6 protein-coding genes are annotated in these 18,166 nt (G+C 34.6%); 1 reads left to right on the top strand and 5 read right to left on the bottom strand.

What is annotated here, in order from left to right; all coding sequences use genetic code 11:
- Window positions 1-99: 99 nt before the first annotated feature.
- The 5 genes from ABEY15_RS07455 to ABEY15_RS07435 form a co-directional block, all read right to left on the bottom strand.
- A complete protein-coding gene (locus ABEY15_RS07455; RefSeq protein ID WP_429889487.1) occupies window positions 100-8,136 on the bottom strand; it encodes a S8 family serine peptidase in 8,037 nt (2,678 codons plus the stop codon).
- Between the two features lie 454 nt (window positions 8,137-8,590).
- On the bottom strand, window positions 8,591-12,772 hold the full coding sequence (locus tag ABEY15_RS07450) for a S8 family serine peptidase (RefSeq protein WP_429889486.1): 4,182 nt from the start codon (window positions 12,770-12,772) through the stop codon (window positions 8,591-8,593).
- A 597-nt stretch (window positions 12,773-13,369) separates the two neighbouring features.
- The gene (locus ABEY15_RS07445) at window positions 13,370-14,626 is read right to left on the bottom strand and encodes an MFS transporter (protein ID WP_429889485.1); all 1,257 of its coding nucleotides are present in this window, start codon (window positions 14,624-14,626) and stop codon (window positions 13,370-13,372) included.
- 223 nt (window positions 14,627-14,849) lie between these two features.
- The gene (locus ABEY15_RS07440) at window positions 14,850-15,701 is read right to left on the bottom strand and encodes a lipase family protein (protein ID WP_429889484.1); all 852 of its coding nucleotides are present in this window, start codon (window positions 15,699-15,701) and stop codon (window positions 14,850-14,852) included.
- Between the two features lie 17 nt (window positions 15,702-15,718).
- A complete protein-coding gene (locus ABEY15_RS07435; protein ID WP_429889483.1) occupies window positions 15,719-16,570 on the bottom strand; it encodes a lipase family protein in 852 nt (283 codons plus the stop codon).
- A gap of 433 nt (window positions 16,571-17,003) precedes the next feature.
- On the opposite strand from ABEY15_RS07435, the gene ABEY15_RS07430 reads away from it, so the two are divergent.
- Window positions 17,004-18,134 (top strand): Ger(x)C family spore germination C-terminal domain-containing protein, encoded by a 1,131-nt coding sequence (locus ABEY15_RS07430; protein ID WP_429889482.1) that lies wholly within the window; start codon window positions 17,004-17,006, stop codon window positions 18,132-18,134.
- Window positions 18,135-18,166 lie beyond the last annotated feature (32 nt).

Here is an 18,166-nt window from a genome sequence, read left to right as displayed (position 1 = left end):
TCTAATTATTTACTTTATCAAAAAGGGTGTTTAATCCATCTTCTTAATATCATAAGCACCCTTTTTGATTTTTTACTTGAGAGTAATTTGTATTGCTTGTTATTTCTTTACAACTTTAACCTTTGTTGCAGAACTTTCATTACCAGTTGAATCCTTTGCATAGACTGATAACTCTGTACCTACTTTTTGTTGTTTAATTTGGATACTAAATATTCCTTTAGAATCAGCTTTTCCAGTTGCAATTACAACATCATTGATTTTTATAGTAATCGTTGCATTTGCTAAAGTGGATCCTGAAATCTTTGGATCATTTTCATCGATTTGGTTAACGTTCGGTTTATTTAGAGACCATTTTGCGTACATTGTTGTGTCACTCGTTACTTTATCAGTTGCAAAATTCCATGGTGTTTGACCTGCAGCATCCTTGTACCATCCAGCAAAAGTGTAACCTGTTCTTGTTGGTACAGTTGGCTGAGCAATCATAGTGTTATAATTTGCTTTTATAGCATCTACTGCACTTCCACCTTGGCTATCAAATTTAACTGTGTACGAGTTAATGTTCCACTTAGCAAATAACTCTGTATCTGCTGTTACTTTATCTGTTGTAAAATTCCATGGTGTTTGGCCTGCAGCATCTTTATACCATCCAACAAAAGTATATCCAGTTCTTGTTGGTGCTGTTGGTGCTGTCATTGTTGTTTTATAATCCACTTTCTTTGTTTCTACTAAGCTTCCATCTTGCTTGTTAAATTCTACTGTGAACTTATGAACTGACCATTTTCCGTAAAGTGTCTTTGTAGAGTAAATTGAATTCGTGAAATCCCAAGGAATTGTGTGTTCACTATCAATAAACCATGATAAATCGTAACCGTAAACTACTGGTTCTGTAATACGACGAGTAACGATCTTGTCTGTTACTGCTTGTTTCAATTCGTCCGGTGCATCCCCTGGAAGAACGAAATGAACTTCTACTCCATTTACAATTTTCTGTACTAAAGTAACTTCTGCATATTCGTTTGCTTGAATGCTAATCGTGTAATCTTTTACTTTAGTGAATACACTCTTATCAAGAGTAATCGTGCGTTTTGAAAAATCAATTGCATATTTTGCTTTATCTACGCTTAAGCCGTTCAACTTAATACCTGAAATTGCTTTTGCCCATTCGTTATCGCTGAACTCAAGGACAACATCGTTTCCAAGTGCATTATCAGTTGTATCAGGTGACACTACTGAACCTGCTAACGCGTATTTTGCATATAGAGTAATCGGTTTACTCACGATTGTGGTTGAAAAATCATATGGCAGTGTTAAATCTTTATCTGCATACCAACCGTAGAACTTATAACCAACCTTCGATGGATCAATTGGTTTTGCTGCAGTTCTGTCAACGATTTGTGCTGGAACAGCATCTCCACCATTTGATTCAAATGTTACTGTGTATCCTACGATTTGATCAGTCACATTAACATCTTTATATCCTTCTGATTCAATCGTTACATTGAATTTTTGAGCAGTTTTAAATAGGTCTGCTTTTAACGTAATACTATTCGTATTAATCGTGTAATCAGTATTTTGAACTAATGTTTTTGAACCAATTTTTACTGCTTTAATGTTCGATTTCCACGTTCCATCATCGTTAAATGGTAACGTAATATCACTTCCTACGATGTTTCCAGTTGTATCCTTTGAAACAGTAGGCGGTACTTTCATCCAACATAAATAGTAAGTTGCATTATCCGTTATAAACTTACTGTTATTTTGAGAAATATCGGACTTCTTATCACTTGAACCAGCTGCATCCAAATATAAATCATTACTAATAGTCAAACTACCATTCGTTACATGTGTTGCACCAGTTTCCATATTCGGAACATTCGCCTTCCCATTGACAAGAGCATCAGCGAAGAATACATCATTAGAATTCTTTAACGCCCCACCGTTTAAATCGATATGACGTCTGTATCCAAGTTTAATATTCGGAACAGTGACATTTTCACCTGTTGTTGACGTTATTGTCAGATTATATCCAAGGATACCACCAATATTTCCAACCGTTGGCATTTCACTAAATGCAAATTTCTCTCCTAATTTCGTTTGACCCGCTTTAACAGCTTGATCATGAGTTGCTGTATTGAATGAAAGAACTCCGTTACTACCATTAGAAGACAAGTCATAAGTGCTTGGATCTAAAGTATACTTAGTCGGTGTCGTTTCTGTTGAACCATCACTCTTCAGTGCATAGAAAGTTGCTTCTATTTTAGAAATCTTGTCTTTACCTGTTAACCAAGCAACATTTGTTAAATAGTCAGGAATGTTAATTTTTAAATCGCCTTCTCCTAACACCCAACCAATTCCACTAACGGCACCATTCGTTCCGTCAAATGATAATCCATTTGGATTCGCTTTATCGACAGGTGAATAGCTTTGAGTTGTATTCATTTGCCATTTCGCATAAACCGTAATGTCCTTCGTCAGAGGACTTCCAGTATCCATATACGTTATTCCTGCTGGCTCATTAAACCAACCTAGGAATTTATATCCAGGTCTTGTTGGAGCTGGTTTGTTATAGTTTATTAAATCACTATTTGGTCCATCAGAACGGCTTGCGCCTGTTCTATATCCAATTGCCATAGGCTTAATGTATGATCCACCTTGGCTATCGAATGTAATACTGTATCCAACCGGTTGTTGACCTGTGTAAACTGGGTCAGAACCCGCGATTACATCTGGATAAACCGTTCCATTCGCACCTGTTGAGCCAATTGTAAATCTGTAAAGCTGTGGCAGATAGCTTGTTCCACCTGGGTTTACTGTCGCTTGCCCATAAGTTGAACCATTTTTCGGATCAAGAGTTGAATTGGTCATAAATGTTTTTGCATTGAATGTAATTTTTCCTGATTGACTAATGTCATAATATTTTTTATTCGTATCTGGATTAATTAAATTCGTAATGTCCATACTCTTTCCATTATATGTTGTCACAATTACTTTATTGATTCCATTTCGCCAGTTCGCATCTTCAGGGAAAGTTAATGTTAAATCTTGCCCGATATGCGCTTGAGTTGGGTCCGTGATTATAGGAATCGCAGGCGTTGGAATTGGTACAGCAGAAACAGTTAAGCTTTTCGTTATATCTTGGTATCCTGTTGCTTTAACAGTCAAAGTGTAATTCGTTGCTGTTGGAAATAAATTACCAGGTAACGTAATTTTAGATGGCATTGTTTGCGAAACACCATTGGCATCATTATACATATAAGCTGGTGTGATTGTTACTTTATCTGTTACATCGGTTGAACCGAGCATGATTTTTGTAATCGCATTTCTCCATACCACATCGTCAACGAACACCGTGCTTGATGGAGACATAGAAACGGTTGCCCCATTTTGTAAGTCCTGTAACTTCGGTGCAACTGGGTTAGCTTGGGCTGGAGCTGTAAAGTTTAGCTTTTGCATAACTTGTTGCATCGTGTCGCCCGCATTTAACGTGATATTACCACCATATTGAGTCGTAATCGTTGTATCTTGATCCACTGTCATTTGTGGCGTTGACACTGTTAACCCTGCATCAATTGCACTTTGATTTTGCTTACCAAAGTTTTTAAAGATGAAATAAAAGTCATTGTAATCAATGCCATAACCAAAACCAGATGGCTTAATCCAATAAATATCTGCATTACGGTTCGTGTTTAAGAATGCCGTTTTATTTGCTAGTGTATTGTCTGGATTATTAAAATTATTTAAGTTTTTATACTGATAATAAACATCGGTTTCTTTCATCAAATCTTTCATGTCGATGACGTTATCGCCATTAACATCCCCACCTAAAAGAATTGGGAATAGACCACGCATATCTTTTACTGTACCTGATTGGTATCCATATTTATTTTCACCAATAACCGGCGTTTTACCATATCCTTTGAAATGTCCTGGAACACTCGCCTCTACAGAGTATGGCTTATCACTTACATCCATTGTTACGGCATAATATGGGTTAATAAACGCATAGGCCATTGTATTATTTAGTGATGTCGGGTTATCCGTTGTAAACGTTTTTCCTTTGTCATTTGTTACCGTTACTTTTGCTCCTGAATCCACTGTGAATTGAGGATAGTTATTGTTTATGTTGTTTCTCGAAAATGACTCAGCTGCTACTTGGCCTCTAAGCAGTGACTTCGACTGTCTTACATACGGTACATTTGTCGGGAACCACGCCACTTGCGTATCTTCACCTGATAAGGTTAAATTCGATTGTAATAGCGGAAATTCTCTTGCTCCAACAATCGGATCCTCGCTTTGATAGGTCACATCTGCTTCAATAATATTCATATCCTGTTCAAGTGCACCTTTTGCTTCAATTCCAGAAATTGTTACATCCGTGCTTTTACCTATTTGATAATATGGATGTGTATATGGTTGACCGATTGTTAAAACATTATCAGGATTGATTCCTTTACTGATTAGATAGTTTTTATACTCATCTGTCAATCTAATATTACTAAATTTGTATACTCCAGTGTCGTTCAGAGTGAATTTACCGCCAGTCATTCCTTTTCCATATTTCGTAGCGATTGTCACTTTGAAAGGCTTGTTATCATCAACTACAACCTTATCTTGATTGTTTGCTCCAGCATCTACACCTCCAGAATAGGTAAGTGTTACATATGGGTTTCCTTTTTTGATAAAGTAATATGTCTCTTTTGTTGTATCGAAATCTTCTTCGCCTGCATAGTCGACCGGATCAATAATAAATTCACTTCCGAATTTATTTGCTACATCCTCAGCTGTAACACCAAAATGGAAACGACCATTCGCATTTGTATCGAAGTAAACTGTCGGATACATACTATCTTGATAACCCACTACTCTGTTTAACGCTTGATTTACAGGCACTGGCTTTCCATCTTTTGGACTCGGTACTGATGTTTCACCATTATTTTTCATCACATCAACATTTGAATCATATACAGTTCCTTCAAATGATTTAATTTCTTGTCCTGGCAAGTACCCTGCCGGATCAATTTCATAAATACCTGACTTAGAATCACTGTCCATCTTCATTGTTGGAGGTGTACCATCTACATAAACGGTATCTTCAGCTGTGTAGCGTTTCCCCTCTTTATCCGTTGCAATCATCTCCAATGAATATGCGCCTTCAGGTAATACTTCTGTTTTACTTGAGATGCCAGATGGGTCATACGTTCCATCGTAGTTTTTTGTAAATGGTAGATACAAACCATTGAAAAGTGTTAGTAATGGGCCATACTGGACACCAGGTGTTATGTTACTACCACTTGCTAATGTGTTCGATAACCCGATATATTTTCCATCTTTATCCTTTATGACAGTATAGAAGTTTGCCATTTCGTTATTCACTGAGAAAGTATAGGCCGAAATACCCCCAAATCCCATCGCTTTTATCGCGACATTAAACGAATTAATCCCTTTTTCTGCAACAGTAATCGTAAACGGAATACGATAAGTTTCATTTGAATCTGCTGCATTTACAAGGTTAATATACCCTTCATACGTTCCATCTAAAGCGTTTGCTGGAACGGTTATTGTAGCAGTTGTTTTCGCTGTACTGTTTCCACCAACCTCGATCGATGTTCCTTTAACTCCGTTCGTTGTAAAGTCGATTTTCACATCATTTCCTGTACCTGGACCTACTTTATTTGATTGTGCAAATTTCGTAGACAGATATGCAGTACTTACTTTAAACGTTTTTGATGCACTTCCCGTATTTACAACATTAAAGTCTTTAGACGATACAACATCATCTGACCCGTTTGTTGCACCTTCTCCACGTCCTTTAAAACCAAAGAACATACTTCCAGTAATCTGATCAATTTCTTTTACTCCAGAAGAACCATCCATCGTGTCACTTGTGATTGCCTTGTCTAGAACTTGTACCTTAATATCAGAATTGATCGCGCGAGTAGGATCAATTCGACCTGCACCTACTTGATACACACTGTATTTTGTCGAATCAGTATTGATATCTTTTGCTGTATTCATTAACGCCGTTTTAACATCAGCTGGCGTGTAATCAGGATGAGCTGAAAGCACAAGTGCAATTGCCCCAGTTGTATGTGGTGCTGCCATTGATGTACCCGACATTGATGCATATGCATACTTATAGTCGTGCGTTGTATCGTTTTGTGGTTCCCAAATGTCATATGGCTGTGTTGAAATGATATCCACACCTGGTGCTACTACATCTGGTTTAATTGTCCAGTCTTTAACAGGTCCAGTCGAACTAAAGCTTGCTAATTCATCACCATTTTTCACGATTGGCGTATCTAGCGTCGTTGGGAATGTGATCGTTGCTGTATCTGGACTTGCTTTAATCGTATTTGACAGCTTTTGACCTTGTTCTTGTGTTAATTGAACACTATATACATTGTCTTGGCTGATCCCTAAGAAGTTCGGGATATATCCTTGTGTTGCTTCGTCGGCATTATTATCCCAGATGATCATCGCCTTCACACCTGCATTATGTGCATTTGCCATTTTGGTTTGTAAATAATCACCGCCACGGTGAACAAGTACAATTTTTCCTTTTACATTTTTTCCATCGTAATCTGCTGCACTACCTAAACCCACGTCTACTATTGGAAGTGTTTGGCCTTTTAGTGCATCGTCTGCATCAGCGAAACTCTTTCCGAATAAACGCGATGGATAAGAATCATTACCATTTTTAATTGTCATTGTTGGAATTTGTTCAGGAATACTACTTGCCCCAACCGTGATTGCAAGTGGTGATGTTCCTGGCGATCCAACTGTCGCTTGACCTGGTCCACTGTTTCCTGCTGAAATCGAACAAACAACTCCCGCTAATGTTGCATTATTAATTGCAATACTCGTTGGGTATAATGGATCGTTAATAGTTGCACCTAATGAAAGATTAATTACGTCCATTTGGTCTTTAACAGCTTGGTCAATTCCGTTTAGAACAGAATCCGATGTACCATGTCCACTAGGACCTAATACACGATAACCATGAAGTTCAACATCAGGCGCCATACCATTTGCAGAAAACACGCCATTATTATCCGTTGTGTTAGCTGCAATCGTCCCAGCAACATGCGTTCCATGTTCAGTAATATAATCCTTGTAATTGCCAGTCGCAGGTGGTTGGTATGGATTTGGATTTGCCTTTTGCTCCTCCCAATCCGGATAAATCGTCTCCATCGGATCATTGTCATCGATATACTGGATATTTCCTTGTGCATCAACTTTCGAGTTTACAAAGTCATGACCTTCATATAATTTTCCGTTTTCATCATGCGTTACTTTGTATAGGTCAGGGTGATTGTAATCAATACCTGTATCTAATACCCCAACTTTTACTTTTTGACCTTGACGAGGTCCTTTTTTAATTACTCCCGTGTATCCTTCCTCATGAAGCTTGTCGACACCTAGTAATTTTAGTCCATCTGTTGGCTTTCCAACCGAACTAGATACTGAAGTCTGTGATGTAGTTCCTGATTCTGCCGTAAACTCTAAGATTGGCCAAACAGAAGCAACATCAGGGTTTTCCGCTAATTTTGCCACTTGATTCCCTGGAAGTGATAACTCTACACCATTAAAAGCGTCTGTGTATTTTCTAGTAATTTGCATCCCAGTGTTCACTGATTTTCCGCCAACAATTTGCGTTTTCGGTTGCGCACTCACAAATTTTTGAAATGATGAATGAGAATCCTTTACTTTTTGTTGTGCATCAGCATATTCAGATGCAAAAGCTTGACTATTTGCAGTTGCTCCACCCTTAGCCAAAGATTGCTTAATGATTTCGACTTTAGCTGGATCTTGTTTAAATTGAACAATTACTTTAATATTTTTTGAACTATTTAAATCCTTATGCTCGACACGTATTTTTTGAGCATTATCTGCTCCAGTTAGTTTATTAATATTTGCTTTTTGCTCGGGAGTAAGCCCGTCAAGAATACGGTTTACCTCTTTTGCACTAAAAGTATTACTTGATAAACCTTGTTCATTTAGTTTCGTTTCAGCAGTATTTACACTAGCGAAACTATGAGGTACAACAACGTTAAGAAACATTGAACTCAATGCGACGATCGAGAACACTTTCTTAGTTGGCCTCAAACTTTTTTTAGACACTTTTCTATCTTTCATGTTTTCCCCCCTCTGAAGATTCAAATAATTCATTAAAAATCATCCGTTCTTCATTTTTAGAAAATTCAAGCATTAACAACTTTTCTTAATACTTGAATTTAAATAAAGTTTACTCCATGTTTTATCTGTCGTGTATTGGGGGAAATCATCGAATTATCGTATCGTTTTTTGTCGGAAAATACAAAAAAATTTATACATATGGAATATTTTAGTTTTTTTTTACCGGTTAACAGTAAGAAAACTTAGCTTGAATAAGGTGAATTCTAAATAAATAAAAAAAAACCTGTTTATTGTAAATTTGGGGGAATTTGATGATTTTTCGTTAAAAAATCCGAAAAAATTGAATATTCCTTTTTTTTACAAAGAAAAACTATCATACTTTTAAGCATAAAAGTATGATAGTTTTAATATTTTTTAATTTATCTTAAATAAAATTAATCAAAATCTAATTTATTTACTTTAATCCTAATTGAGTTAAAACATCGTCTAAAGTTACACCCTTATAAGAAGTTTTAGCTTTAGGTGGATTTGGTACAGTAGTATTTTGTAAACCAAAGTTCTTAACGACAAAATCCATATCCTTTTTATTAACAACACCATCGAAGTTTAAATCGGAGCCTAATTTATTTGAACCCCAATCTGTTTGAATATTTAATGCATCTAAAATATCAATGACATTATCTTTATTTGTATCTCCAGCTTTCGCTTGATTTAAGTTAAAACCTATTCCTCTACCTAGTTGTTCTCCTCTAACTTCATCTGAAACCACTAAGTCCTTATACATTGTAAAATGGCCCGGTGCATCAACTTTAATTGTTAGAGGCATACGATCAGGTTTAATTCCAACTACAACATAACTTCCATTTTTGTTCCTAAACTGTGCATCTAAAACATTTCCATCATTAGTAGTAACCGTTACTTTTGCACCGATATTTAGTTGATTAAGAGCCAAATTTGTTTGGTTAGTTGCAGGATCAACTGTGCCTTCTAAGTCCATTCTACCCTCTAATTCAGAGAATGTTTGTTTTAAATCCATTGATTCCATATAAGCGTATACCTTATTTGTTACAACGTCATTTTGATCAGTTGTCGAACTAGTAAACTCCATACCATACCAGTAAACAGGGAACCCTTCATTATATATCTTTGCTGTTTCTAAATCAAAATTAACTAGTTGTAGATCTTCAGGCAATGTTTTATTTCCTAAGTAGTTAAACGTAATTGCATACTTTGTATAAATTCCATTAGATGTTGTTGTAACATTTACTTGTGCATCACCATATTGCTTAACGGCATCATTTACGACTATATTTTTAATGGTAGCAAGGTCTCTTCCATCTTGCATTAAAATTGGAATGGTTATCTTCGCTGTTTTTAAGTTTTTCATATTATTAGATCGAATTGAATAGTTGATTGTATCACCTGTTGATGCCGTCTTTTTATTAGCTTTTAAATAATAGTACGGATACGAATCAGAAACAAACACAACTCTTTGGAATGCAGAAGCATCAGAAGTAAAGTTTCTAGCAGCATCCATTCCATAAAACTGTACTTTCAAAGGAGTTGCTCTCTTTTTAACTAGTATTTGATCATGATAATTTCCATTTTTATCAGTGTTAACGGGATCATAAAAATACGGACTATCATATTGTGCAGCAACCATATTATTTGATTGGTCCACTGGTAAACCAAATTGTTTTGCTTCCTCAGTCTCTGGATCATTTAAATTAATATTAAAGTCATATAAATATTGTCCGTTTGCATCAAATTGACTTTCCTTATATTCAATGACTTTCTGATCTAATGAATCAAAGGTTGAAGTCATAGTTGGTGCACCTTTTTCATACATAAAGTCAACTGATTTAGAGAATGTTTTGCCTAGATCATTTGTTCCAATTAATCTAAATTTATATTTTCCTGTTTTGGCCATCACCACTGAATTACTGATTGGATTTTTCGGGTCACCAGTGAATGGAAAATAAGCTCCAGAAAATCCACCTGCAATTCCATAAGCTACGTTTTCATTCAATAAACGACCATCAAATGATCCAAGTATACCGATATCTTCGCCCGTTGTTGCATCTTGTAATACAACGTCTACATTTTTCATATGCGATTTTAATGAAAAGTTAAATGAAAGATAAGGATTTGCAGTAGGAGAAAATGCTAAATCCCCCGAATACATTTGAGTACTAAGATTAAGTGTATCAATTCCTTCATTAACGACTCTGCCACCAAATGGGATTTGGTAAGTTTCAGTTGGGTCTGAATCGTTTGTAAAGACGATATATCCTTCATATGTTCCTTTTTCAGCTGTCTTAGGAATAGTTAAATTAAACTTAATATTTTTTGTGCTCATTCCATTTAATTTAACAGAAGTTGGTCCAGTTAATGTTACATTATTTTTTGTAGCATCTAATGATCCTCTTAAGCCCGTTTGAAATTTAACGTTAACACTAAATGTTTTCGCATTTTCGGTTCTATTTTTTAGTGTAACAGTACGATCATCATTTATATCTTGATCATCGAACCCATATGAACCGAAGCTAATGCCACCAGTTAATTCTTTAATCGATTTTTGTTTATCTTTGTTATTTAATGTCGTAGTTTGATCAACTACTTGTAACTCTATATTAGAATGAATTGCTTCATATGCATCAACTCGTCCGCTTCCAATTTCAAACACACTATATGCTTTTGATAATGGATCCGCTGTATTCATTAATATTGATTTGATGTCTGCTGGCTGTAAGTCTTTATTTGATTGTAGTAATAATGCAGAAACACCTGCCACATAAGGTGTAGCCATTGACGTACCAGATAAGCGCTGATAAGAATATTTGTAGTCTTCAATATGAGTACCATCTGCTGTTTTATTATTAATATAAAACGGAACAGTTGACATGATTGCTACTCCTGGTGCCGTTACTTCAGGTTTAATTTCATAGTTTACTCGAGATGGGCCTCTTGAACTGAACCCTGCCAATTCATCATTAGCTGTTTGGATTTTTGAATAGTCCCCAAATGTGAAGTTAGCATTTCCTGCTTTTATAGCAGCTAAGATTGTATTTCCTTCACTATTTGAAACCGAAAACGCTGGAACAGCATCAATTGACTCACCCATAAATGATTGAATTGCTCCTTCAGCTTGATTCGCTTCATCGTTATACATTAGTACTCCGACTGCACCTTTAGCCTTTGCATTTTTGATTTTATCAGCTAATGCAGTTGTTCCACGTTTAATGAACGCAATTTTCCCATTTAAATCCTTGCCATTAAAATCAACTGTTCTAGCTAGACCAACATCAACAAGTTGGAATGTTTTCCCTTTTAGTTGAGTAAGATCATCCGTATAATTTCTTGCTAATTGCCTTACCGTGTAATTTACACCATTTTGAACACCAGCGTATTGAAATACATCAAGCGAAATTGATGAAGCACCAACTGTTAAGGCCAATGCAGCAGCACCTGGTGAACCTAAAGTATAATTTTTATCACCACTATTCCCTGCTGCAACAACTGTTGTCACACCACTTAAAACAGCATTATTTACAGCAATTGATGTCGCGTAAAAAGGGTCATTTATTGATGCGCCCAATGATAAGTTCAGAACATCCATACCATCCTTCACTGCTCGATCTAATCCAGCAATGATTGCATCAGTTGTTCCACTACCATATGGTCCAAGTACTCTGTAAGAGTAAATATCAGCTTCTGGTGCCGCACCTAACATTTTATATTCACTATCGGCCTTACCACGACCACCAATAATACCAGCAACATGCGTTCCATGTTCTGTATAATAAACTGAAGATCCACTTAGTTCAGGCTTTCCAGATTTTTTCCAATCAGCATATGTTGTTTCCATCGGATCGTTATCATTGTCAACGAAATCATATCCGCCTTTAAATGCATCTTTTAAATCTGGGTGATTATAATCAATACCTGTATCTAGAATCCCTACTTTTATACCTTTACCAGTGAAACCCTTCGCATGTAAACGATCTAAACCATCATACGGCGTATAGTTTCCGACTTTTGCTTCATCAGCTTTTAGTTGATTATTATCATTTGCATTTGGTGGATCAATTGAAAATGTTTCATTGCTCCAAACTGCCTTAACTGCCTTTGATTTTAATAGATTTTTTATTTGATTAGTTGGTAGGTTAATAGATACACCATTAAATGCATTTTTATATGAGCGAGTAATCTCGTAATCTGCCTTTTTATGATTTTCGTCGATTAAGATTTGATCAACATCTTGATTAAATGTGTCATGATCTTGATCAATTAAATTTGTTGCTTCATTTGCAGTTAAATTTTGACCTTGAAGACTCGCTTCCATTTGCGCAACTTTTGTAGGTTTATTTGCAAACTCTACAATTACTGATGTTTGTTTCGTTGAATTTTGATCAATATCAGATGAAATTTGAAGACCTGTTGCTTCATTAGTTGAAAGTTGGTTTAATGAAGATCTTTGTTCTGGAGTTAAGTTAGCTAGTATGTCTTCAACTTTCGAATAACCCGCTGCTTTTGTAAGATGTAAATGTCCAAGTGAACCTAAAATAACACTAGATGATAATGCAACTACAGATAAACTTTTCACAATTTTACCATTGTATGACTTCTTACTCATTGTTACCCTCCATGCATCTGTTTATTACATATGTAAGTGTTCATGAATAACGATACTAGTATTTAATTACAACTATTGCTTTTAGTTCTCATTAAATTTTCGTATGTTCCATTTCAAACTACAATGTTAATCCTATTATTGAAAAAATTGTATATTGAGTAAATTGGGGAAATTCGAGGATTCGACATTGATTCAAAAGACTTATTTTTTCTTTTATTTTTTTATTAAATTTGTCGATTATTAAAATACTCTGCAGAAATATTATTCTTTTTCTAAGGTTTTTCAAACTTTCTAATAACAAATTTATGATCTCCTCTAAAAAATTAATTTAAAAACTTGGGGGAAAACTTTAAAATCTAATAAAAAATATTGTTTAAACGTAAAAAAAAAAATATCTAAATTATCAGAATAATAAATTTGACCTATGAACTAAACTAATTTAAAAAAATGAACAAGAAGTAAATTCTACTTTTCATATTAACTTAACCTTTACTTTACTTTAAAAAGAAAATCTAACAAAAAAAAGCCTAAATCCACGATATACTTGGGATTTGGCTTTCTGCTAGTTTACTTTATCTAATTAAAGTGAACTCTTATTCATGCTCCAAATTGTTTTGACTCCTGAACCACTTTTTCTATTTTATAGTCAGGTCTCGCAAAAACTATAAAAACAACTCCGAAAATAAGCATTAAACTTGAAGATAGCAATATCGAATAATTAAATCCAATTCCTATGTTGGAGCCTGCTGATTGAACAAATTTACCTGTTACAATCGAAACAATCATACCAGCTGACGTACTAAATCCGACCAATATCCCACTCATTAAACCTTTTTTTGTTGGTAATAAACTATTAATTACCTGCGGACATAGTCCAAATATAAGAAGGCAAAATCCTTGTATAAGCGATAAAAAAGCGACAGTCAATCCAGTCGAAGAAATAAGTGTAATAGAATAAGATAGTAACCCTGCTAAAATTAAACATAAACCACCAACCTTGACATGCGATTTTCTATAGCTTTGATTTTTTTTATATATTAGGTCGACATATCTCGAAATAATGATGTTCACAATGACTCCGAAAACTCCCATTAAAGCAATCACATAGCCCATCTGACTTTGTGTGAAATGCTTAGCTTGTACTAAAAATGATGGCATCCAAACAATACTAAATGAAGTCATCCAGTAAGCGGCAAAGCAGGCTAGAGCTGTAACAATAAACGTTGGCGTTTTTAAAACTGAAATAATTTGCGTCAGTTTTACCTTTTCCTCGGAAACTATTCGATGTTCAATAGTATGAATTGGTTTTTCACGGCCATACCATAACCAAAATATGAGCCAAATCATACTAAGAATACCTAAAAAGCCATAAGCCATTCTCCAGCCACTTTTCGAAATAATTGCAACTAAAATTGGAGCAGATATTAATGCACCAACCGTATTCCCTAAGTTCAAAATTGATAACGCAAAACTTTGAGAATCTGGTTTAAACCATTTACTCAAGTGATTAACAGCTGTCGCATAAAAAGGTCCTTCCCCAATTCCAAGCATTACCCTAGACAAAATAAGGAATGGAAAGCCGGTAATAACGAATGCTCCAAGCTGTACAATAGACCAAATGATTGCTAGAATTGCCAACATTTTTTTTGTTCCGATTCGATCTGACAAAGCAGCTCCTACCGCACCTGCAATTGAAAATAACCAAAAGAAACTACTCCCAACGATTCCCCATTGTTCATATGAAAGATGCAGTTCCTTCATTATAGGGACAGCAGATAATCCAGCAACTGACTTATCTGCAAAATTTATCATTCCTAATACAAAAACAAAAGCAAGAATTTTCCAACGATTCAACCCATATCTCTCCTATAAACTCAATGATCCTTCGTCAAATGATAACGAATAAAAACTCATTTTTGTTACGTTAATCATACATTAATAATGTCATGATAACTATTATAATATGATTTTTTTAAATACACATATAGGACTAAACTCACTTTAAAAGGTAAACAAAATAAAAAAAGAGAGCACTTATGCCTCTTCTGTATTTCGTTTACATACTTTATTCAATCATTTACATAGATTTTTTATCAATACAGTTCCCATTAAAAGGAACACAAATTTTTGTATTCGGACAAAAGCCAGGATTATTAGTACATAGTGAATTAGCGTATTCTGGATTCAACCTACTCATTTGATTAAAATAACAACCTATATAGTGATTTCGAGCAATACTATTTAGTTGAAATGATACCGGAAATTGATCGTTTACATGTCGATAATATAAACCTCTAGCCGTAAATGGTGGTGGATAAGATTCTGCTGGCAATGTAGGAATAATGTCATGAACATTAAAAATACGCACACTATTTTTCACGACTTGGTTAAATCGATGTGAAAACTCTGGATCTGCAACTCTTGGACTACCGAATGTATATACAAACGGTGTCTTAAAATCTGTGTTAATCGCAATATCAAAAGTAGATAAAACCGCTAATGCGCCTCCTAGGCTATAACCTGTTATGAATAGTCTTTTATCTGTTGAAAGTTTCAATAATTCTCTTATCATTTCATTTCTTGCAGATTGATAAATACACGTAAATCCACGATGAGTTTTGCCAACATTTTCGACAAATGGATACTCCACTTGATATAAATCTTGATCAGATTCATTATCTTTAAATGAGTCCGTACCCCTAAAAGCAATAATAATTTCATTTTTTGACTCTGCGATAAACCCAAACGGTTCTGACTCTGGCTCTTCAACTCCTGCAAAAGCGTAAATTATTTGTCGAAGTTTAAATCCTTTAGGTAAGAAAATTTCTCCTTTATCATTTTCAATTAGTTGATTCGACTGATGGCACATTGCTGCAAGTAATATTGCAGCTTTACTATTAAACACATTTGAATTAAGAGGATATTCCATATAAACCACCACCTTCTTTAAGGACAAGGTTTTGGACAATTACAAGTTCGTTGAAATGGAAAGCACATTTCTGAATTAGGACAAAAACCAGGATTTTCGGAACACAATGTTTTTGAATACTCCGGATTTAAGTTACTTAAGCTTTTAAAATAGCAGCCAATCCCATCATTTCGTGGTGTGTCGTTCAGTTGAAAAGAAAGTGGATACTTTGTATTTACGTGTTTATAATATAATCCCTCTTCTGTAAACGGAGGAGGATAAATTTTTTCTGGAAAGGTTGGAAAAGAATCATGGATATTCACGATTCGATGGCTGTTTAGCACCGTTTGATTAAATCTGTAAGCAAATGCTGGATCACCAACACGAGGACTTCCGTAAGTATAGACAAATACATTCTCAAATTTTGTATTCACTACAATATCTAAAGCTGCTAAAGACGCTAATGCTCCACCATAATTATGTCCAGTTATCAATAGCTTCTTTTTCTTTGAAAATGTATTAATTTCTTTCATTAATTTATTTCTTGTAGATTCATAAATACATGTAAAACCACGTGATGTCTTACCGCTATTGTCTACATAAGGATAAGGAACTTGTAGAATATCATACGCTGCAATCAGATCTGCTGGATAAGAAGCGTATCCTCGAAAAGCAATTATAATATGCTCTTTTGATTCAGCAATAAAGCCAAATACTTCATTAGTAGGATTTTCCACATTTACATCAGCATGAATAATATATTTTAGATCATAGCCTTTTGGCAAAGTAACTGTGCCATTTAAAAAATGTACATATGTTTGATAACTAAATACTGCAAGCAAAATAGCTTCTTTATTATTGAAAAGATTCCTATTGTATGAGAGATTCAAATACTCACTCCCTCTCTTATATGAATCACAAATGAATTTTCAATTTTTTAATTACACCTTTTATAATTCACCTCATACATTGTATGTTGCGTTCTCCGATATTAAGAGTATTTTTGAATTGTAAAAATAAAAAAACAAAGAAGAAAATCAGCTTACTCACAGTTTAGTTCAATAGGAGAAAAGACTTAAAAGGCACAATGTTTTTCTATTCTTCTATTTTCAGGATTTAGTCAAATTACTTTAAACAATAGAGTCTTAAAATAATTAAAAAAAGAATAGTAAAATGTGTTAAGTATAAAATAAAAAATATAAAAATTTAGGAAAATAGAATGATTGTCGATGGATTCCGGGAAAATGAGATATTGATTTGAATTTTTTTATAACTTGAACTAGAATCGAGTGATTAATTGGTTCCTGAAGAGGTGAGAAAATAATGAAAAAAACTGCAATAGTTCTATATATTATTTTATTATTCCCCCTCTTGACAGGTTGTTGGGATCAATTGCCATTACGTAAACTGAAAATGATGGATGTTGCAGGCCTTAATCTAAATGAAAGTGGAGAGGTCGAATTACACAAAGTTGAATCAACTCTAAAAACGAATGGGCAAGGTAACGGAGATGTCACAACAGTCATTACGGTTGCAAAGGGTCCAAGTCTATTATTAGCTAGTGGGAATAGTAGTTATTCAAGTCATGTAGTTTATGGAGTAAGTAATAGACTCTATTTGCTAAGTGAAAAGTTCGCTTTAGAATATCCTACTTCAGAGATGTCATTTCTTCTAACTGCACCTTATTCATCAATTAACTCACCAGTTGTTATTTTTGAAGGAAATCTACCTAAATATATGAAAGATAACTCTAAAAAACCTAAGGGATTTACAGATGAATTAAATGATTATATTTTGACATCAGAAAAGAGACGGATGATTCAAAAGGTTACCATGATGGACTTATTACTATCACAAGAAGAAATACTGGAAGATTTATCAATACCGGTCATAAGACAGTCCGATAATGCGATTGAATTGGATGGAGCATATTTATACAGTCATGGGAAAAACACTGGGGTAAAACTATCAAAAGACCAAGTTACCATGATGATGTTACTTTTAGGAAAGCACTTTGTAAGGTTAAATCTGACTGGGGATTTAACCGAAAAAAATAACGAAAAAAAAATATCAAATCATGAGAAAAAAAGCGATTATGGCTTTTCTGTAAAAGAAATAAATTCAAATTTCACTGTTTCGAGAGGATCAAAAGAGTTACCTACAGTTACCATCAAAGTCCGTCTGAAGGTTTATGCATACGATCTTGGTACGGGTATTCATCTTCTTAGTAATACGTATATTAATCAGAAGGAAAAAGAATTGAGTAAACATTTGGAAGAAATGGCTAAGTCTACAATTGAATCGATGCAAAAAGCAAATAGTGACGCCATTGGAATTGGGAAAGAAATAAAGGCAAATCACCCCAATATTTGGAATTTATTGAGTTGGAGTAAAGATTATCCACGAATATCCATTCAGCCAAAGTTCGAGGTAGAAATACTTAACTCGAATTAAAGCTTTTTGAAAAAATAGCCTGTATCAATGAT

The sequence above is a fragment of the Gottfriedia acidiceleris genome (genome assembly GCF_050457485.1).
In the GTDB taxonomy this organism is placed as follows: Bacteria; Bacillota; Bacilli; order Bacillales; family Bacillaceae_G; genus Gottfriedia; species Gottfriedia acidiceleris_D.
The sequence above is the reverse complement of the archived record's forward strand: the minus strand, read 5'-3'. Positions and strand labels throughout refer to the sequence as shown.

What these genes read in the sequence shown, in the direction of transcription:
- ABEY15_RS07440 (WP_429889484.1), bottom strand. Translation starts at nt 15,701, where the DNA reads ATGGAATATCCTCTTAATTCAAATGTGTTTAATAGTAAAGCTGCAATA.
- ABEY15_RS07450 (WP_429889486.1), bottom strand. Translation starts at nt 12,772, where the DNA reads ATGAGTAAGAAGTCATACAATGGTAAAATTGTGAAAAGTTTATCTGTA.
- ABEY15_RS07455 (WP_429889487.1), bottom strand. Translation starts at nt 8,136, where the DNA reads ATGAAAGATAGAAAAGTGTCTAAAAAAAGTTTGAGGCCAACTAAGAAA.
- ABEY15_RS07430 (WP_429889482.1), top strand. Translation starts at nt 17,004, where the DNA reads ATGAAAAAAACTGCAATAGTTCTATATATTATTTTATTATTCCCCCTC.